Source organism: Alteromonas australica, from assembly GCF_000730385.1.
In the GTDB taxonomy this organism is placed as follows: domain Bacteria; phylum Pseudomonadota; class Gammaproteobacteria; order Enterobacterales; family Alteromonadaceae; genus Alteromonas; species Alteromonas australica.
In genome coordinates, this window is the sequence record NZ_CP008849.1 from 315,128 (window position 1) to 335,564 (window position 20,437).

Annotated in this window: 13 protein-coding genes; 7 read left to right on the forward strand and 6 right to left on the reverse strand. The window is 42.2% G+C overall.

From position 1 onward, the window contains the following. Positions 1 to 88: 88 nt before the first annotated feature. From EP13_RS01340 to EP13_RS01355, 4 genes are all read right to left on the reverse strand, one after another. On the reverse strand, positions 89 to 556 hold the full coding sequence (locus EP13_RS01340; RefSeq protein ID WP_044055630.1) for a hypothetical protein: 468 nt from the start codon (positions 554 to 556) through the stop codon (positions 89 to 91). Positions 557 to 574: 18 nt separating this feature from the next. Beyond that, the gene (locus EP13_RS01345; RefSeq protein WP_044055631.1) at positions 575 to 2,605 is read right to left on the reverse strand and encodes an AAA family ATPase; all 2,031 of its coding nucleotides are present in this window, start codon (positions 2,603 to 2,605) and stop codon (positions 575 to 577) included. 12 nt (positions 2,606 to 2,617) lie between these two features. After that, a complete protein-coding gene (locus tag EP13_RS01350) occupies positions 2,618 to 3,511 on the reverse strand; it encodes a tyrosine-type recombinase/integrase (protein ID WP_044055632.1) in 894 nt (297 codons plus the stop codon). 121 nt (positions 3,512 to 3,632) lie between these two features. Then, entirely contained in the window at positions 3,633 to 4,259 is a 627-nt protein-coding gene (locus EP13_RS01355) for a hypothetical protein (RefSeq protein WP_156026712.1), read from the reverse strand. A gap of 325 nt (positions 4,260 to 4,584) precedes the next feature. Between EP13_RS01355 and EP13_RS01360 the strand changes: the two genes are divergently transcribed. The 3 genes from EP13_RS01360 (at position 4,585) to EP13_RS01370 (ending at position 9,632) form a co-directional block, all read left to right on the forward strand. Continuing rightward, positions 4,585 to 6,693 carry a DUF3987 domain-containing protein gene (locus EP13_RS01360; protein WP_044055635.1) on the forward strand — a complete coding sequence of 703 codons (2,109 nt, stop codon included), beginning with the start codon at positions 4,585 to 4,587 and terminating at the stop codon, positions 6,691 to 6,693. 168 nt (positions 6,694 to 6,861) lie between these two features. Beyond that, a complete protein-coding gene (locus EP13_RS01365; protein ID WP_044055636.1) occupies positions 6,862 to 8,082 on the forward strand; it encodes a hypothetical protein in 1,221 nt (406 codons plus the stop codon). 1,163 nt (positions 8,083 to 9,245) lie between these two features. After that, a complete protein-coding gene (locus tag EP13_RS01370; protein ID WP_044055637.1) occupies positions 9,246 to 9,632 on the forward strand; it encodes a saccharopine dehydrogenase family protein in 387 nt (128 codons plus the stop codon). Positions 9,633 to 10,380: 748 nt separating this feature from the next. Here the strand turns inward: EP13_RS01370 and EP13_RS01380 are convergent. Beyond that, positions 10,381 to 11,787, reverse strand: a complete 1,407-nt coding sequence (locus EP13_RS01380) for a heavy metal sensor histidine kinase (protein WP_015066001.1) — start codon at positions 11,785 to 11,787, stop codon at positions 10,381 to 10,383. Then, positions 11,771 to 12,454 (reverse strand): heavy metal response regulator transcription factor, encoded by a 684-nt coding sequence (locus EP13_RS01385; protein WP_012516830.1) that lies wholly within the window; start codon positions 12,452 to 12,454, stop codon positions 11,771 to 11,773. Before EP13_RS01385 ends, EP13_RS01380 begins: the two co-directional genes overlap by 17 nt. 747 nt (positions 12,455 to 13,201) lie before the next feature. Between EP13_RS01385 and EP13_RS01390 the strand changes: the two genes are divergently transcribed. Genes EP13_RS01390 through EP13_RS01405 form a run of 4 tightly spaced genes read left to right on the forward strand, consistent with a single transcriptional unit; the run spans position 13,202 to position 20,224 of the window. After that, complete coding sequence (locus tag EP13_RS01390) at positions 13,202 to 13,711, forward strand: DUF411 domain-containing protein (RefSeq protein ID WP_044055639.1); 510 nt, start codon at positions 13,202 to 13,204, stop codon at positions 13,709 to 13,711. Then, on the forward strand, positions 13,711 to 15,075 hold the full coding sequence (locus EP13_RS01395; protein ID WP_014996986.1) for a TolC family protein: 1,365 nt from the start codon (positions 13,711 to 13,713) through the stop codon (positions 15,073 to 15,075). Before EP13_RS01390 ends, EP13_RS01395 begins: the two co-directional genes overlap by 1 nt. Next, on the forward strand, positions 15,072 to 17,090 hold the full coding sequence (locus tag EP13_RS01400; protein WP_044055640.1) for an efflux RND transporter periplasmic adaptor subunit: 2,019 nt from the start codon (positions 15,072 to 15,074) through the stop codon (positions 17,088 to 17,090). The genes EP13_RS01395 and EP13_RS01400 overlap by 4 nt, the downstream gene beginning before the upstream one ends. Then, entirely contained in the window at positions 17,087 to 20,224 is a 3,138-nt protein-coding gene (locus EP13_RS01405) for an efflux RND transporter permease subunit (protein WP_044055641.1), read from the forward strand. The genes EP13_RS01400 and EP13_RS01405 overlap by 4 nt, the downstream gene beginning before the upstream one ends. Positions 20,225 to 20,437 lie beyond the last annotated feature (213 nt).

Consider the following 20,437-nt stretch of genomic DNA (forward strand, 5'->3'; position numbering starts at 1 on the left):
ATAGACAGCTCTCGATTCTTGGTTCGTTGTCGTTGTTCATACAATCACGCACTAAGGGCGATAACTGATGAGTAGAGCAGGGGGCTAACTACGATTTTGCTAACTTTGCGTTGGCCAGAGTCTTCCCCTTGGTTTCAGTCTTTGGCGGCGATATTAAGAACTCATCAAGCTCTCCTTTTTCTACCGCGCTCATCAAGATGTCGATGACCTCGGGAAGCTTTTCTTTATCGCCAACATCTATGGCTGGTTTTCCCTTTTGTAACTCTATTGCTCTTATGCCCACTTTTACTTCAAGGAAATAATGGTTATCGGTGTCGTAGTACCAAGGACGAACAGTAGCCTGCCAACGCTTTTTAATTCGCTCTCCTGTTTCTGGATCTTTGACGGTTTTTTCTTTGTATGCTACGAACGGTGTGCCTTCAAGCATACAAGTGGCGAGCTTTTTTTGTTGTTCTAGTCGGTTGATTAGCTTCATACGCTTGTTCAATACCGGTGGCTTCTGCTTGATTTTAGGACGAGCGATAACCTTGAGCGAACTCAATACTGATGTAGTCATAATGTTTACCTTTAAATGCTAAGGGCGAATAAAGCCCATTGAGGTGTGTTTCTGCTTACGCAGGTTTTCGTCTGCCAACAGGTTGATGGCAAAGTCACGAATTTGAATTTTGGGTTGAAACTTCTTTCGACGAGCCAATAGAGCGAAATCACCGGGTGTAAGGTTGCTCAGTGAAGATAACCTTTGTGTTTCAGCTTCCTTAAGCGTTCTTACTTTGGTGAGCTTCTTGTATAACTCCATTACTTGAGTAGATGTAAGGTATTGGCACTCTAGTTTGAAGTCGAATCGACGTAACACGGCTTTATCAAGCTTGTCGGAAAAGTTAGTAGCAGCGAATAAAGGCTGTGTGAAACACTCTATTTGCGTTAAGAACTCATTAACCAGCTGATGTTCGTGATGAGCAGTGAGCGCTTCACGTGAGCTTAGTAAGCTATCCACTTCATCAAGCAATATGACTTGCTCCTCATCATGAGCGCGTTGAAATAGCTCAGCCACCTTTTGCTCACTTTCACCCACCCATTTACTTAAAATATCAGAGCATTTAACACGCAGCAGTTTCCTACCATGTAGCTCTGTCAAATAGTGCGCGAAAGCAGTTTTGCCTGTTCCTGGAGGACCTGAGATTAATGTCCTCGCTGGTTGGTTGTGCTTAAGTGCAAACGCTATTTCGTTGAGATACTCCTTTGACTGCTTAATATTTAAGTAGCTCGTATCGAAAGGTAGCTCACTTTTGTACTCAAGTTTATTTTGCCATTGCTCCGTTGCTCTTAGTGACGCTTCGACAACTTGACCGATTACAGCTTCTGCGCGAGCACGTTTAGCGTTTACAGCGTGAGCGACATGTGTTGCGTTAGCAACAATTGCTGGGGTAATGTTCTCTGTTTGACTAATCATTTTTCGTGCAGACGAAGAAACACTTAAGCCGTGATAGTAAGGCCGCGTTATCTGTTCGATTTCTTCTGGTCTTAAAGTAGGAACATCTAATACGAGCTTGAATCGCCTGATAAAGCTTGGCTCAAGATATTGGATATGATTTGTAATCCAAATACAGGGAATTTCGTTTTGCTCAATGAATCGCTGTAGATGTTCTTTACTGTATTGGCTGTCAGCACAATCGAATAAACTCTCGCATTCATCTACCAGCAACATAGCGTCCGCCTTACACGTCAGCAATGATTGAAGTAAAGCTAAATAACGAAGCCTTTCTTTGTTTGGAAAGCGGCTATTGAACTCATCTTCAGAAAAATTGCTAGCAAGTGCAGTAGAACGAATTTCGTAAAGTGTTCTATCGCAGTATTTGGCAAGTGTCCTCGATAACTCTGTTTTACCTGTTCCTGAAGCTCCATAGAGCAAAATGCTTGCTCCAGACTGTCTAGACTTACTAGCAGCAGTGAGATATTGCGACAAAAGCGCAGTATTCACGTGAGGAAAATCATCTAATGTGAAGCTTGCGTCGGGCGAAGGATGCAGCAACGGTGCTATTAGTGTTTCCCTTGAGGTAATTGTTTCACTTAACAACATTCGAACAAGTGCTTTTGGCATTGCGCCATATTCGAAGGACAAAAAGTCTGTATCAGGCAGAAAACCATAATGATTGAGCTGCGCAGTTGCGTGAGAAAATAGTTCGTCACTGATGCCTGAAATGTCTTTGAGGATTTCGTGTAACGAAAGGTGGCTTGTTTGCATGTGCACCTCAGAAGAAAGCGCTCTAATCCACTTGTTAACCTGTGAGAGCAAGGCGAACTGAATCAGTAACTCGGTTTGCTTAGGCAAGTCCATCACGGTTCTGATATAGCGACAATTAGCTAAAAAGGTTTTCGTTACCTGAGGTTGGGTATCAGTAATAGTGAGGCAAGCTTTGTAATTGACGTTTTTGCTTCTACCTATGAAAAATGATTGGGCAGATACCTTGCTACCACGCAAATTACTGGCAAGACTTTTACTGAGTATATCGGTATCGATTGAAGGCAGATAGTTGAGTAATCGCTTGCCCCATTCACATGCAAGGTAATTAAGCTCACTCGACTTATTGAGTACTTTATAAGACATGCTAGCGCCCCATTATTGATAGGAAAGCAGAGATGCAGCTTCTTGCATCACTTTTTCATTTCGCTTGTCGTACATGATGGTTGTACTGATATCCTCATGACCTGCCATTTGGCGCACAGTGTTTATATCTACATTTTGTTCAAGTAATCGTGTGATAAACGTTCGTCGAAGATCATGCGGCGAGACTCCGTCTACGCCAATTGATGCTAGCGACTTTTTAGTGAGTGAATAGATAGAGCACGATGACAACGCGGTGTTGTGTTTAATATTTCCACCTTTTGCAACACGAACAAACAAGTGGCCGTTGCTTTTACTTCGAAGTGCTAGCCATTGATTCAGCGCAAGTTGCGTCCATGCTGGCAGATGAACAGTTCGGCTCTTGTTACCTTTTCCTTTTTTGACGACCAGAGCAGTACCTTCGATAAAGTCTTCTACCAAGAGTGCTACTAGTTCACTTCGTCGTAACCCTGTGCCTAAAAGTGTTGAGATTAACGCGTAGTTTCGAATGCCAAGAACAGATTTATCGCGTTGTAACTTTATCAGCAGCTTATTGACCTGCTCAGTTGAGAGAGGCTTTCCATCATGTTTGCCATGATTCACTTTGCTGATAGCCCGAAGTTGAATCGACTGCATTTCTGGAACGAGCCCAGAGAGTACAGCTATTTTTACGATACTTCTGATCGCTATCATTGCTCTGTTGATAGATCTAGCTGACCAACCCTGAGTAATAAGCTTCGTTTTAATATAGGTAGCTTGTTGAAAATCGATTAGATGATATTTATCTTCTCGCTCTTCATCAGTCCAACCCATCATGTCTGCGATGCTATTTAGTTGTGAAGCAATTGAGCGCTGACTATTAGGCGCAAGTCGACCTAAATACAGCGCATAGGGGCAAGCTGCATTCATAAAATGCTCCGAAGTTGTAGTTAAAAGTATTGAATTTGAATGGAAGTGCTTAGAAAGCGAAGAAGATAATATCAGGCGATATTAGTTATTTGTATGGCTGTTTTGTCCCAGTAAAAAATAGTTATTTTGTTGATTTCCCCCAGCGCTTAGTGAGATCTATTTTGTTGAACCGCTCATTGAGACGGATGTGTACCATCTTTGCGTCTTCAGACAATAAAACTTCCTGATATCTATATGCAAACCCTATCCTATTTACAGCAAGGTTCTCTTCACATAATTCTGTACAAGTTATGTAGAAGAAACTGTGTAGTCTATTGAGCAAACTAATAAGATGTGATGTATCTATGTCCAGCCGACATTTATTAGCAATGTCTAACAGACTTTGCTTTTCCAAAAAGTCATATCCAAACTCACAGTTGCGAGTGCCGTGAAAGTAGAGCACCCCATTTTCTCCAATTTGTGACATATGGAAGTCAGACATTGGTATGAGAAGAAAGCTTTGGCTTCCTAAGTTGTGCTCAAGTAAATCAAACAGTAAAAAGCCGAGCCGAATATCGTCAGCATCAAGTCTCGGATTTCTGACTAAATTTTTTAAGTAAAGGTCGAAAGCTTGCTGCGGGGATTTCATTCTACTTAGTTCAATATTTACATCGCCACTACGACCAAGCCCTGTCGCTTGTTCTAACGCCTCACGTTTAGCGTTGTCTGGCACCAGTCTGATTCGGCTTTCTTCCGTTCCTAATTTCATAATCATTTAACTCCGAACTATTGGAAAGTTTTTTATTTTAGCTTTCTCAGCCTATCAGTTTTTTTTGTCAATAAGAACAATAGCTTAAATAGATAAATTTTCCCTAGCATAAAGATTGACTAGCACACTCTTAAACGTGTCAGAAGAAAATAGAAAAAAGGCACGGCCTATTGTTTTTAAATGGTTGATATTAAGTAAATTTTTTTACTTTTTTGTTGGCTGTTTAATAGGCTTTTTTCACTGAGGACAACACTGCTACACATCCGGAAAATAGGTTTTGATTTAACACATCGAATGGTCATTAAAGTAATTTTTTGGAGCAAAAATGATGAAGAAAGTAACAAATATTTCTACGTTAAAAAGAATGGGGTTTAAGGGCATCAAAGACCTTTACGAGCTAATTGAAATAACTGAAATGGATTCAGCAGAATTAATTTACTGCGCGCCTGATGGAAGTACTAGAAATGTCAGGCAAAAGCTAAGAGTAGCTGAGGGCTTAAAATGGTTAAAAGATGAAAATAATGAAGGGAGAAAAGCCTTTGTTAAAAACAATAAGTGGCTGGAACGAAGAAGAGTCATAGGGATTCAAGGCTCATTCAATCTCGATAACATTGAAGAAATACAATTTTTGAGAAAAGTGTCTCATGCCTCTGTCATCAAAAAAGTTGGGTTAACGAAGTACAGCGTTATTTGGTTCGTCTTTTACGAAGATGAGGAGCAGCATGAAAAGTTAACCAATGCCTTAAAAGCAGAAAATGAAGGCTGTAAATGTGCGAAGGTTATAACCTATTTTCCGATTCAACTTTCGGGCGCGAAGAACTGGGATAGAGGCGAATTTGCGTATGAGAAATGGTATAAGTATCAGCCCCTCACGCTAGTAGAATTCGTTCTTAAGAACAATTTAAACGTGTGGGTGCCGCCAGCTGAATTAAACCTATATGAGGGTAGTAGCGAGGCATTGCCTATTGATGTATTACCTAAATTAATGCAAGAGACTGTAAAAAACTTTAGCAAAGCCTATTGTTGCCCCCCTGAGTTTGCTTTCGTTCCACTTGTAACGATGATTGGTTCAGTCATCGGTCATAAAATTCACGTTAAACCAAGAAAAAATAGTGACTTGGTGATTGCGCCAAATTTCTGGGCTATATCGATAGGAGACTCAGGAGCTGGTAAATTTCCTGTTCATTTGCGGATGCGGGAATTTTTTGGCCCACTCAATGATAAAGCTTCGATGGACTACGATGATGCCAATAAGCGGTATGGAGCGCAGCAAAAAATAGAGAAAATACGTGAAAGGATAAATTCAGAGCATATCAAACAGCGCATTATTGCTATCGATAAAATCTTAGACCCTATAGAAAAAAGAAAGATGGAGGAATTACTAGCATCTGAAGTAACTGAAAACTCAAGACAGCCTCAAAAACCGTCGTTAGTACGTTATACAACCAACAAGGCAACATATGCCGACTTGCAACGCACACTAGGTGAAAATCACAATGGGATTTTGATGGACCTAGAGGATCTAAAAGGATTTATTCATCAGCTTCGAGGCTCCAAGGGATTTGAATATCGTTCATTCCTATTGGAGTGTAATTCGGGGTTTGGTCAGCATGATATTGATAGGTTAAACACGGGCACTACGTATGCCAGTAACATGCTCTTGTCGATTTTTGCAACCACCAAACCATCTGTTGTTTATCCACATATTCGAAATACTTTAAAGGGAAGTGAGGAAAATGATGGACTGTGGCAGCGCTTTAACATTCTTGTTCATCCGAAAAATACTGACACAGTTTCATCTGCTTCTGGAGAAGTGGAAGTATCATTAATTTCGAAAGTACAGAGTCTCTTTTGTTCAATCAATCAATGCGATTTCGGCTTCCAGCCAAATCTTGGCCTGAAAGAACGCAGCGTTTGCTTGTCAGAGCAAGCATTGGGTGTTTATAAACAGTGGTACAGAGAGATTACTTCCTTTAAAAGTAAGAAAGACGTCAATGATGTGTACCAAAACTACCTATTAAAATATAAAACGCTAGTGCCTAAACTTGCACTGCTTTTTGAAGTGGTTGAAAGTTTTGACGATGCGAATCAAGTTATCGGCCCTATAAAAAGCGTTTCCGAAACCTCAGCTAAAAAAGCCGTCAGAATTGCAAAATTTTTGGAATCTCATGCTCGCCACGTTTTTGACGTTAGAACAAATGTTGATACTGCTAATGCGATACTGATTTTAAAACGGATAGATCGACTCCCGCCCAAATTCTCGGCTCGTGACATAGCGCAAAAGAATTGGAGCGGGCTAAACACAAACACCGATGAAGTGAACCGAGCTATTATGGTTTTAGAGTCTGTGTTAGTGGTTCGAAAGGCTACAAATTGTAGACAGAAACCATTGTGGGAAGTGAATCCTTATATCACTGAAGCTGGTGCTCAATGATATAAACCTTAGTAGTTGTTTGAGGTGCATTTTTAGTTCAACAAAATGCACACTCAACACCTTCATTTTTAGTTGTTAATCTCTGTAATACCACTGTAACTATCTATTAATACACACTATTAATATACGGTATAGGCAGACACTTCTACGTATTAAAAGAGTGTTTTTATGGCAGATCGCAAAAATACACAGTCATGGATTCGTAGCACTTTTGATAAGTCTCGCTATGAACTTATTAACGACAAATACAATTCGCAGCTGTTGGCACTGCTTGATTTGGATAATACTGAACCAAGTTTTAAGCAAATTAATAACGTTACAGCAAAGCTTCAAGACAAAACATTATGCCGATACCAGGCCATGTTACTGCAAATATATTGTAATGAACCGCAGCGATATTTGAGATTAGATTGCGACCAAATCACACTGACAGTGAGGTGTTCAATAAAGGATATCGATTCACTGCTCAAACCTATTGGTGCAAAAAATAGGCCTCGCATTTATAAAGCAGGGACAGCGGCAAAGCCAGCAGACTTCACAGTTTTTCCTACCTCAACCTACGAACTCAATGGTGGAGGCTCTAGGCCTATTTACGGCAAACCATTTTATTCACACGGATTCGAGTTTCGGTTCTACGGTGATAATTATAAGTCCCTATTCTTATATTTAGAAGGGAACGAAAAAGAGTCCGGTAAGTATTCTCTACGAATATCGTTTAATCCAAACAAGCTAACACGGGATGAAATAAAGCAGGCTCTAATACATATTCAAAAACGTATTGGCGGTGAATACCGATATACGCAATTGTTCAGTAAGGCAAAGGTGACAAGAATCGACTTCGGCATTCTATTACCTGGTGTTTCATCAGCGTTTGTACAAGCGTTCAGAGACAACACTAAATCTTTAAAGTCGCATTGTATACCGCTCAATGGACAACAAGTTGTAGAAACTACTTATCTAGGCAGCAAGTCTAACGCAAGTCACTGCATCGTGTATGAAAAACTACTGAAGGAAAGTAGGGGATATACAGAAGTTAGGCATCTGTTGGATCAGTTGGCTATCACTACGCGAATTGAGTTTAGCCACATACCTAACCGTGAAAAACATAGTTCTGAATTATGGAGTTTGTCTACGTTTCCGTCAAGACTTAAACAGATCAGGGTCATATCACCCAAATATTTTCACCTTCTTAGCGATGGCATGTTGAAAGCAATGCTTACCGACAAGCGACAGGAAAGTGTAAAAAAAATGAGGAAATGCATTCGTAGCAAGCTAATAAAAAACAGAAAAAGATTGAGAGTGCATAAAATTGGTCAGGGGTGGTTGAAAGAAGAACAAAAAGTAGTAGCGAGTTCCTTGATAAATTTAATAATAAACCCAAATAGCTGAACTCTAATTTCCGAAGACTTACTTTTGATTTAACTTTTAAACACTAATTTATCAATAACGAATACGCACTTGTAACTGACCAGTAACCTACTGAGAAATAGCATGAAAATCCAATGGTTTGTTGGTAACAATTATTGTTAGTTGTTATGCAGAAGTGCTTATTTAGAATATTGGCTTTGTATTTCAAAGCATCGCTGTTTTTTACTTGTGTCAATGAATCAGTCGACAGTTCATATTGATTTAGACACAGAACAATTTGAAATTTTTGTTAGTAATTCGTTAGGTAAAGTATTTGGCTAAGTAAAAATTTCGTGAAAGTGTATGGGGCTTCGCAGTTACAGAAATTATGCGAGTCTTGGCTTGTGCATCAGGGATCTATTTCATAGAGGAGGATTACGACCTGTGGCCTATGGTATGCGGATAGTTCATTAGATCTCTCTGGAAGAGTGATTATCGTGGACGACGGCGTTCTCATGGTACCTGCTCCATATGAATCTCCTTTAGCCGTTTTTCTTCTTACAAAAGGGAGCGTGAGCGTTGCAGAGATACTGAAGGAATAATCTAACGCTTTGTATGTTCCTAGATCTTACCGAGGAGCAATCAACCTTTTTACTACGGCTATACATGTTAATAGTCTCAGACGAATGTTGGCTATTAAGAGCGGCTAGGATGATAATTGCCAACTTCCTGCCATAGTTGGAGGAAAAGAATTGCAACTATGGCGCAGTAGCAGAAATTTATCTAAGCCACAGATGGACGAAATAATACTTCCAGATGAAAGAGTGATATAGAAATGATGATCACGTATCTGCCTTTTAACTTTGAATCATTCAGGCAAATTAAGTTTTAAATGATAGTTTATGCACATTCAAATAATATCACTACTTGTGCTTTTTTAAGTCAAACTGTTCCCCAAGAATTGTTAGTGAAACATCCAGCCAAATTAAAAGTAAGAACAGAATCTATGCCGTCAGAATCTATATTTAAAAATGGATGGTCCGCCGCATCTGAAAAAATACTAATTGTCGGAGGCTATGGCTAAGTAGGCCGCTTAATTGCTAAAAGCTAGCACTGCATTTTCCTGATCGTCTGGTTATTGCTGGACGAAAACTTGAAAAAGCCAGATTGGCTACGAGTGAAGTTGGGGCGCGCTCGGGCGAAGTATGGATATATTTGGTAATGATGCGGAGACATCATTGGAGAATATCTCTATTGTTGTTGTCTGTATCGATCAGGTTGATACTAGTTTTGTGAAACTGTGTCTTTCCCGAGGTATCGACTATGTAGATATTAGTTCTGACTTTAAGTTTATCTGCCAGGTAGAGTTATTAGATGGGCTTGCAAAACTTAACAACGCTGCGGTTGTACTTAGTGTTGTGCTTGCACTTGGGCTTACAAATTTTCTTGTTTCTCAAGCTAAGAAATTGATGGAAAATCTACGTCAGATAGATGTTCTCTTGGAGTTCGGTCTCTGTGACCACCATGGAAAGGCTGCTCTAGAATGGATGTATAACAATTTAGACGCAGCCTACAAGATAATGGTTAATTGACGTAGCCGATTGGTAAAAAGCTTCAGTGACAGCACTAATATCGGGTCACCTAGCTGCGATAGTAAACACCCTGCTAATCGGTTTGATTTTTCTGAACAACATTTTATTGGGCAAACTCTTGACACTCCAACAGTATCAACTTGGGTTCGTTTTGATAGCAGTTTAGTGACATAGTTGTTAGCTGCTTTTTCCAGGATAGATCTTGGTAGACTCCTGTGCAATCCGTTTTTTCGAAAAATAGCATTTTGGCTTTTTATAAACATACACAATGGCACTGATATTTGTGGCGTCACCGTCCGAGCGTGTGGGAAAATTTCAAACGATGCGAATGAAATAGTCCTAAGTGTGATTGGCCACAATGAGTCAATGATGACGACTATTATAGCAGCTGAAACAACACGACAGATGTGCGTTTTCCATCTGGCTCCAGGTGTTTTTCACAGTGAGCAGGTTATCATTCTTTATCCAATAATTGAGGAACTGAAAAATGAGTTTCCCAATTTGGTAGTGAGGCTCTAGGCTTGGTTTTTTCCGAAGGTATTAATCAACTTATTCCGAACTGTTAGATCAATTGTTGATACACACAAGTAAAGCCTATACCAGCAACTGTATTAAGATTAATGATGAAATGTCCAGTTTTATGAAGCAGGTGTTGGAAAGTGCAAACATGACAAATGAGGGGAAGTGGCCGATACATCAGCTTCAGAAAGTGACCACCTGTTTAGAGTCCAGGACGAAGTTTGATTGATTATTTGTGGAATGAAACAACAAATACGGTTAAGTTGTCATCTGAGCTAACCGTTAGTTTAGCTCCGTTCATGTGAAGCAATGAACGAGCGATAGTCAATCCTAAACCAACGCCTTGACCATGATTTTTTCGTGAAGGGTCTGCTCTAAAAAAGCGATCAAAAAGTCTCTGAAGATGGTCATCAGAGATTTTCGGGCCTGGATTTGAAACGGTAATTTTTGTATGTTCATCGTTGGTAGATACTGCTACCTTAACAATCGCGTTTTCGAAGGAATATCGAATTGCGTTTGATAATAGATTACTCATAGCTTGTCGAAACATGGACCTATCGCAATCAATTGTGGCATCGGCCCCTCGGATGCGAATTTGAATTTGTCTTTCTTCTGCCAGTAGTTCAAAATACTCAACTAATTCTTGAAGCTCTGCCCGGCAATTTAGTCGCTCTAACTGTGGCTTGACGAGTCCATGTTCCGTTTTGGCTAGAAGTAACATGTCACTGACCATCTTGGTCATACGTTCGTATTCTTCCAAATTAGAATATAAAATTTCAACATATTCACTTTCAGTGCGCGGTTGATTCAGAATAACCTGCGTTTGAGTTGTCAGGTTTGTGACCGGTGTTCTCAATTCATGCGCAATGTCCGCAGAAAAATATGAAAGTTGCTCAAAGCCAGCTTCGAGTCGTTCAATCATAGCATTAAACGACCCCACTAATCCTGCGAGCTCGACCGGTACCTCTAAAGGATTTAGTCGGATATCGAGCTTGTCAGCAGTAATAGAACCTATTTTTCTACTCAGTTTTCGTAGCGGCGAGTGGCCTCGATACACAGCAAAACGTGCCACTATTATCGTGATCAAACCAGACACGAAAATAATGCCCCATAACGTCTTTTCAAAGTCTTCCATGTAATTCATATGAAATTCCATGTTGGAGGCTACCACAACACGGTATGTAGACTTATTCTGACCAGTGCTGACGGTCACGAGAGCTTCAGTTGCTCGCAACATATGGGATCCATCGAAAAAAAGTGTCAACATATCAGGCGTTATGAGATCGTTGTCAAACAATTGACCGGGGTATTTGTGCAAGTCAACGCCTTTACTCGAAAATACGGATTCTCCATCTTCATTTTGCACAAGGTAATAGACTCCATGATGACCAGACACTGCTTCAACGAGGATACTCGAAGGTGCCACCTTTTCAGTGTATGCTTCGCTAAGCTTTCGTTTTACAGCATGGAATACCTCATTTAATTCATCAGCATCCTGTTCAGCAAAATGCGTTGCAATTGATTGTTGAACGATTAAGCTGATTATTGTAAGGCACAAAAATACGGTAATGCCAACAAGTATAGTGACTCTAAACGCAAGAGAGTTTGGCCGTTTTAGTTTATTCGTTACTATCATCTACACTCATTTTATAGCCCATCCCCCTGACAGTTTGAATTAGCTTTACAGGAAAGTCATCATCAATTTTTGCACGCAATCTTCGGATAGCGACATCAATGACATTCGTGTCACTGTCAAAATTCATGTCCCATACCTGAGAGGCGATCAAAGAACGGGGCAATACTTCACCTTGACGTCTGACCATTAGTTCAAGCAATGTAAACTCTTTAGTCGTCAGATTGATTACTTTGCCACCGCGCTTCGCAACGCGAGAAGGGATATCAAGCTCCAAATCTGCAATGTGTAACGTGTTGTTAGGGACAGAAGTCCCTCTCCTGATCAAGGTGCGCACTCTTGCGAGGAGTTCCGCGAAAGCAAACGGTTTAACCAAATAATCGTCTGCGCCTAACTCAAGTCCTTTGACTCTGTCATTAACGTGATCGCGAGCGGTTAAAAAAAGAACGGGTGTAAATTTACCAGACTCTCTCAATGAAGACAGGATTTTCCAACCTTCTATGTCGGGCAGCATTACATCGAGTACGATTAATTCATAATCACCAATCATCGATTTGTGGTGACCATCCAGGCCAGTCCTTACTAATTCTACAACAAAGCCGGATTCAATTAGCCCTTGTTTGATGTAATCGCCCGTTTTTACTTCGTCTTCGACTACAAGTATTTTCATGGTGTGTGATTAACCTGCTGCATAGCTTTAATTCAATGGAGTAAGCCTGTTGAATACACCGCAATCGTAAAATGCTGTTAGTATACTAATAATAAAACGTATGCCAGCAACCAACAGAGTATTCAATATACTAATGAGCGCGCCACATCGTAGCTCGAAGTCGCAAATATTCAACTAAAAATACACTTTCGCTATCAATATCGCTCATGATTACAAAATTGTAATGTCAAGGTAATCTGTCTGTCAGGGCCATTTGATATTCTCATTGCCGTAGCTAATCCGTGAAAACGCGTTTCATTAAAGGAGTCAGGTTTAAGTGAAACTTTCATTCGTCAAATACCTCGTTGTTATCGCTTTGTTGAGCGTGCAAGTAAGCGGGTCTTTCGCGAGTGTAGCTACGCCATGTGCAAGCGATATGGTGCATGAAATAGATAACAGAATCGGTCATCACATGGACCACTCATCACACGACGCATCAGAGAGTTGTTGCAATCAAAATTGCTGTTGTCCCATGGCAGTCTTTCAGCTCGGCATGTTGGCTGGGGAGAGTTTCGAAACACCAAAACTGTTGAACACCCCAGCCCTAAGCAAACAAACTAGGCTGCATAAAGTCTTTATCGCTATACATTTACGCCCCCCAAAATACTCTCTCGTGTAATTAGATTAGTCGATGTAAAGACTAACAGTTACTGCACGTGACGTTTCCATCGTAAAGCGTGCAAAATCCAATATATGTGAGAGTTGTTTATGAACAAAAATATACCGTTTGGGGCTTTGTTTTCTTTAGTCCTCTTTTTAACGGCGTGCAGTGATGTACTGCAGGCAAAGAATGATGCAAAGTCTGCAACACAGGCACCGAAATTCACATTACATGTCTACAAGAGTAGAACATGTAAATGTTGTCAAAAATGGGTGCGACATGTTGAAGAACATGGCTTTGAGACAGATGTGACAAATGTCACGCTAATGTCCAGAGTCAAAGATAAATATGGCGTCGAACCCCAGTATCGCTCCTGCCATACTGCTCTTTCTCAGGACGGGTTTGTATTTGAGGGGCACATACCCGCAAAATACATCCAACAATTTTTAGAAAACCCTCCTGAAGGGGTTTTAGGGTTGAGCGTTCCAGCCATGCCAATTGGATCGCCGGGCATGGAAGTTGACGAACGATTCCAACCTTACCTTGTATTGCAACTCAATGTAGATGGTTCAGTTACGACCTTTGCTGAAGTCAACACCTATGAGGAGCAATTCTAATGAACCGGTTTTGTCTTTTTGTTTCTATTTGGGGAGCGTTCTCGTTCTCGATGGTCTCTCCCGCTATCGCGAATGAAAAATTAACGCTCAAACGTGCAGTAGAAATAGCGGTAGAAAATGATCCATGGCTCGTTAGCAGTGCACATCGTGAACGTGCCACATTGTCCAGTAGTGTCGTCGCCTCGAGCCTACCAGACCCCGTTGTCAACATCGGTTTAGCAAATGTACCCACTGATGGTTTTGCGTTTGATCAAGAGCCCATGACTCAGCTAAAAGTAGGTGTGTCACAGATGTTTCCTCGTGGTGATTCGTTAGCCATAAGGTCTCGTCAATTGCGGGAGCAAGCAGCAGAGCATCCCCTGATGAGAGCCGACCGAGTGGCCAAAGCACGCGTTCAAGTATCAAACTTATGGTTAGAAATATATCGGGCGCAGCAAAGTGTAAAGCTAATTGATGAAGATAAAGCGTTATTTGAACAGCTCAGCGATATCGCAAAGGCAAATTATTCAACTGCCTTTGGACGCGTAAATCAGCAAGATATCGTTCGTGCAAAGTTGGAATTAACAAGGTTGGAAGACCGACTTACAAAACTACGAGCATTAGAAGAAAGAGCCACAGGGAAGCTTCTAGAGTGGCTAGTTAGAGATCAAAATTATCCAAGTCAATCGGGATTTGATGCCTTTTCTCGATTAACGTTGCCGCATGCCCTACCTGAGATCAAAAACATGGGGCAGAATATGAGAACAATACTTGAGCGCAGAGATCAACAATCGCTTGCAATGGTTCTCAATCAACACCCTTTGATCCTCTCGATAGAGCAAAGAATTCGCGCCAGCCAAACCGGTATTGACCTTGCCAAAGAAAAATACAAGCCACAATGGGGGGTTAACGCTAGTTACGCCTACAGAGACGACACGCCCGACGGTACAAGTCGAGCAGATTTTTTATCGATGGGTGTAAGTTTCGATGTACCTCTTTTTACAGAAAACCGCCAAGACCAAGAGGTTTCGGCTGCCGTAAGCCTATCTGAAGCCATTAAAACCGACAAGCGCTTAGTCCTCAGAGAAATGATGTCATACATCCAGTCTTTATATGCGGAAAATGAGCGATTAATGGAGCGACAAGCGCTGTACGAACTCGAATTGTTAGAGCAAATGCAAGAGCAAGCTGAGGCATCGCTCAATGCTTATACCAACGACGAAGGAGACTTTGCTGAGGTAGTGCGTGCTCGTATTGCGGATCTTAATGCCAGAATTGACGCACTGGATATCAGTGTGGATTTGGTCAAAACAAAAATTCAACTCAACTATTACTTTGATACCAACGCAGGTATTCCTTTGTCTCAAATCGGAGAACAACAATGAGCACAATTAAAGCACTCGTCATAGGCGGGGTAGCAGGCGGTATTATGACTGCGTTGGCATTCACGTTTCTGATACCATCTTCATCATCCACCGCGAATAATGAGCAAAACGAAGAGAAGCAACCGTTGTATTGGGTTGCGCCGATGGACCCAAATTACCGCAGAGACGAACCAGGAAAGTCTCCGATGGGCATGGATCTCATTCCTGTCTACGAAGAAAGTTCAAGTGGTGATGCGGGCTCAGGAACAATTACTATAGCGCCAAATGTGGAGAACAACCTTGGTGTTCGAACTGCGAAAGTGCAGCGCCGCGCGCTGCATGTCCCTATTAGAACTGTCGGGTACGTTCAATACAACGAAGAAACATTAATCCATGTGCATCCTCGCGTTGAAGGCTGGATAGAAACACTGCATGTAAAAGCATCAGGAGAATATGTTAAAAAAGGGGAACCACTTTACTCTCTATACTCGCCTGAGTTAGTGAATGCACAAGAAGAATTGCTGCTTGCTATGCGCAGAAACAACAAAGATCTGATCGTAGCTGCTCGTTCTCGCTTAAATGCATTGCAAGTTCCTGAAGACGTCGTGGAGACGTTAACAAAAACAAAAAATGTTCAGCAAACCGTTACCTTTTCCGCACCCCAAACCGGATTCGTAGATAATTTAAACATTCGAGAAGGTTTTTTTATAAAACCTGGCGTTACAGTCATGTCGATTGGTGCATTGGATGAGGTTTGGGTTGATGCAGAGGTATTTGAGCGACAAACCGCCCAAATAGTGGAAGGGCTGCCTGTTACTATGACATTAGATTTCCTCCCCGGAAAGACGTGGCAAGGCGTTGTAGACTACGTCTACCCAACCCTTGAACAGAGTACCCGCACACTGCGTGTGCGTCTTCGCTTTGCTAATCAAGATTATACGTTAAAGCCGAACATGTTCGCTCAAGTGACTATCCACTCTGATATGGATTCGACCAACTTGATCGTGCCAACCGAAGCGGTTATTCGAACAGGCAATCAAAATCGCGTTGTATTGGCATTGGGAGATGGAAAATTTAAATCAGTTGCAATCAAAATTGGGCGAGTGGTTGACGAGTTTACAGAAGTACTTGAAGGACTGATCGATGGTGACAGCATTGTCACCTCCGCTCAATTTATGCTTGATTCAGAGAGCAGTATTAGCTCTGACTTTAAGCGAATGGAACCCCCTGAAGAAAGTCCAACATCGGTCTTCACAGAGGTGATGATCACAGACGTGATGCCTTCTCACAACATGATAACTGCAAAACATGGTCCAATTCCAGAATGGGATTGGCCGCCGATGACCATGGATTTTGTGGTAGCGGAGCATATCAATTTAGCAACGGTCAAAGGTGGTTCATCGGCACATATCGAGATCAGTAAGCAAACTGATGGTCAATATGTGGTGACAACCGTGCACATTATCGATTCAGCACAAAGTACACAGGCGACTATGTCTGAAAGCGTTTGGACTGAAGTCAAGATTAATTCTGTAATGGATGGGCATCGAATGATAAATGTCGATCATCCCGCTATAAAAGAGTGGGATTGGCCCGCGATGACGATGGATTTTAACGTGGCAGATAACATTACCTTGTCTGATTTGGCCTCTGGAACGCTTGCGCATATTGAAATTTCAAAATCCTCAAGTGGCGAATATCTTGTTTCTACCATTTATGTTGTTGAAGAGGCAAGTAGTGAAACAAGTACCGCTGTCGACGCTGTGTGGACTCAAGCAACGGTCAATGCAGTGATGAGTGCTAACAACCAGTTAAGCCTTGAACATGACCCTATTGAGGCGTGGGATTGGCCTGCAATGACAATGGATTTCAACGTCGCTAATGAGGTTGATTTATCTGACATTACCGCTGGTATGCGACTGCACATCGAAATTACCAAAACCCAAGACGGTGCGTACGTTATTACCACAGTACATATACAAGCATCTGATAAAGGAACGATGGATCACAGCCAACATGAAGGAGCGCACGAATGATAGAAGCAGTCATACGTTGGTCGGTCTCAAACCGCTTCTTTGTTTTACTCGCAACCATCATCATAGTCGGTGGCGGTTTAGTTACAATGAAAAATACGCCAGTAGATGCGATCCCAGATTTATCCGATGTCCAAGTGATAATCAAAACGAGTTATCCTGGTCAAGCGCCACAAGTTGTAGAAGATCAGGTAACGTACCCGCTAACGACCGCCATGCTTTCCGTACCGGGTGCACAAACGGTTCGAGGTTATTCGTTTTTCGGTGACTCCTACGTTTATATCATTTTTGATGATGATACCGACTTATATTGGGCAAGAAGCAGGGTGCTTGAATATTTATCGCAAGTTGCCCCCAATCTACCTGAAAACGCCAGGCCGCAATTAGGTCCAGATGCCACAGGCGTTGGTTGGGTTTATCTGTATGCATTGGTCGACAGAACCGGCCAACACGATATTTCTCAATTACGCAGTTTGCAAGACTGGTTCTTGAAATTTGAGCTCCAAACTGTGCCTGGCGTGTCCGAAGTCTCGGCGCTAGGGGGGATGGTGAAACAGTATCAAGTGAAAGTAGATCCTGAAAAACTCCGCGCTTACGGTATACCGCTTTCTCATATTCAGATGGCAATAAAGCGAGGGAATCAAGAAGTTGGGGCCTCTGTAGTGGAGCTTGCAGAAGCTGAGTACATGGTTCGTGCTACGGGGTATATTTCTGATAAGAAGGATATCGAAACTATTCCTCTTGGCGTCAATGACAATGGCACACCGCTTTTAATAAGGGATATTGCCACTGTAGATATCGGTCCACAAATGCGCCGCGGTATAGCAGAGCTAAACGGCGAAGGGGAAACAGTCGGCGGTATTGTCGTGATGCGTTTTGGCGAGAATGCTCAAAAAACGATAAATGGCGTCAAAGCAAAACTAGAGGACTTAAAAAAAGGACTACCTGATGGCGTTGAGGTGGTCACTGTTTATGACCGTTCCGCATTAATTGAAAGGGCCGTTGATAACCTAGCTTCAAAACTATTAGAAGAGTTTATCGTAGTCGCTTTGGTATGTGTCGCTTTTCTTTTTCATGTTCGGTCGTCACTCGTCGCTATCATCAGTATTCCTGTTGGGATCATTACCGCGCTAATCGTTATGTATATGCAAGGTATCAATGCCAATATCATGTCGTTGGGCGGCATTGCTATTGCCATTGGCGCCATGAGTGATGGTGCGATCGTTATGATTGAAAATATGCACAAACACATGGAAAAGACGCCTCTTACCAAGGAAAATCGCTGGCAGGTTGTTATCGATTCTGCGGTCGAAGTTGGACCTGCGTTATTTTTCAGTTTGTTGATCATTACGGTTAGTTTTGTACCTGTTTTTACGCTTGAGGCCCAGGAAGGGAGGATGTTTTCCCCTCTTGCTTATACGAAAACATATGCAATGGCTGCATCAGCGGCACTTGCGATTACACTGGTCCCAGTCTTAATGGGGTATTTTGTACGTGGAAAGGTGTTGCCTGAACACAAAAACCCAGTCAACAAGTTTTTAACGTTTTTATACATACCGACGCTCAAGACAGTTTTGCGCTTTCCAAAGTCAACGATGGTCGCAGCATTGATTGTCTTGGCTATCGGGGTTTGGCCAATTGATAAAATTGGTAGTGAATTTATTCCCCCGCTTGACGAAGGCGATTTGATGTATATGCCGACCACCTATGCCGGCATATCAATCGGGAAGGCACGAGAGCTTCTTCAACAGACCAACAAATTAATAAAAACCGTACCAGAAGTAGAAACGGTATTTGGCAAAGTAGGGCGGGCGGATACGGCGACGGACCCCGCACCACTGACCATGATTGAGACATTTATTCAATTGAAACCCAAAGAACAATGGCGAGAAGGGATGACCACGCAGGACCTTATTAAAGAGTTTGATGCTGTGGTCAATTTACCGGGCTTAACCAACGCATGGGTGATGCCAATAAAAACCCGAATTGACATGCTTGCCACAGGAATTAAAACCCCTGTTGGGATTAAAATTGGTGGTCCCGATCTAATGGAAATTCAAAAAATCGGCCAACAAATTGAGTCAATATTAACTGACGTCGATGGCACGGCTTCAGTGTATTCTGAACGCGTCGCTGGCGGTCGCTACTTGAAAGTCGACATTGATCGCGAAAAAGCAGCCCGATATGGGCTCAATATCGCTGATGTTCAGCAAATTGTCTCTAGTGCAATTGGCGGTGTTAACGTAACACAGAGTGTAGAAGGGCTGGAGCGCTATCCAGTAAATATTCGTTATCCGCAGTCATACCGAAGCTCTCCAGAGTCGCTTTCTTTGTTACCTGTAGTGACACCACAAGGAAAACGTATAGCCTTAGCTGATGTTGCTGACGTCTACATCGAAGACGGTCCACCGGGTATCAAGAGTGAAAACGCGCGGCTCAATGGATGGGTGTATGTTGACATCGATGGTGTAGACATAGGCACGTATGTGGCTACCGCGCAGCAAGTTGTTGCTGAACAACTCGTTTTACCCGCCGGCTATTCAATTAATTGGTCTGGCCAATACGAGTATATGTTAAGGGCAAAGGAGAAGCTCACTTACGTAGTGCCTTTGACGCTCGCTATAATCGTTATTCTATTGTACCTCAACTTCCGAAACTTCATTGAAGTGGCGATTATTATGGGGACGTTGCCATTGTCGATGGTTGGCAGCATATGGCTTATGTACATCGAAGGCTTTAATTTCTCCGTGGCCGTAGGCGTAGGTTTCATTGCCTTGGCCGGTGTCGCTGTAGAAATAGGAGTCATTATGCTTGTATATCTCAATCATGAATATCAGGCACTGATGGATAGATGCAAAGAAGGGGGTACCTTACCGAGCGCCGAGATGTTGACCGAGGCAGTACTGCACGGTGCAGGATTGCGTGTTCGTCCCGTCATGATGACAACGGCCACTATCATCTTTGGATTGCTGCCGGTTTTATATGGCTCTGGTACGGGGTCCGAAGTCATGAGTCGGATTGCCGCGCCGATGGTGGGAGGAATGGTTAGTGCGATTATTCTGACACTACTCATACTGCCTGCCATTTATTTAATATGGCGCAAACAACAGCTTAAATACTTGGCTGTCGTTGCGTAATGAAAGGACCTGTTCGCCGTTCACATCGTTGGCTTATGCTGCTAGTCGGCGGGCAGGTGTTGTTTTGGTCGTTAAGCGGCCTTTACATGGTCTGGTTTGATATCTACTACATTCAGGGTGAACATTTTTTTACCTGGGCCCAGCGCGATGATGAAAGACGTCACAGGCTTGCTGATCGACAATACCATTGACCCAAATGCCATCAATATTGAA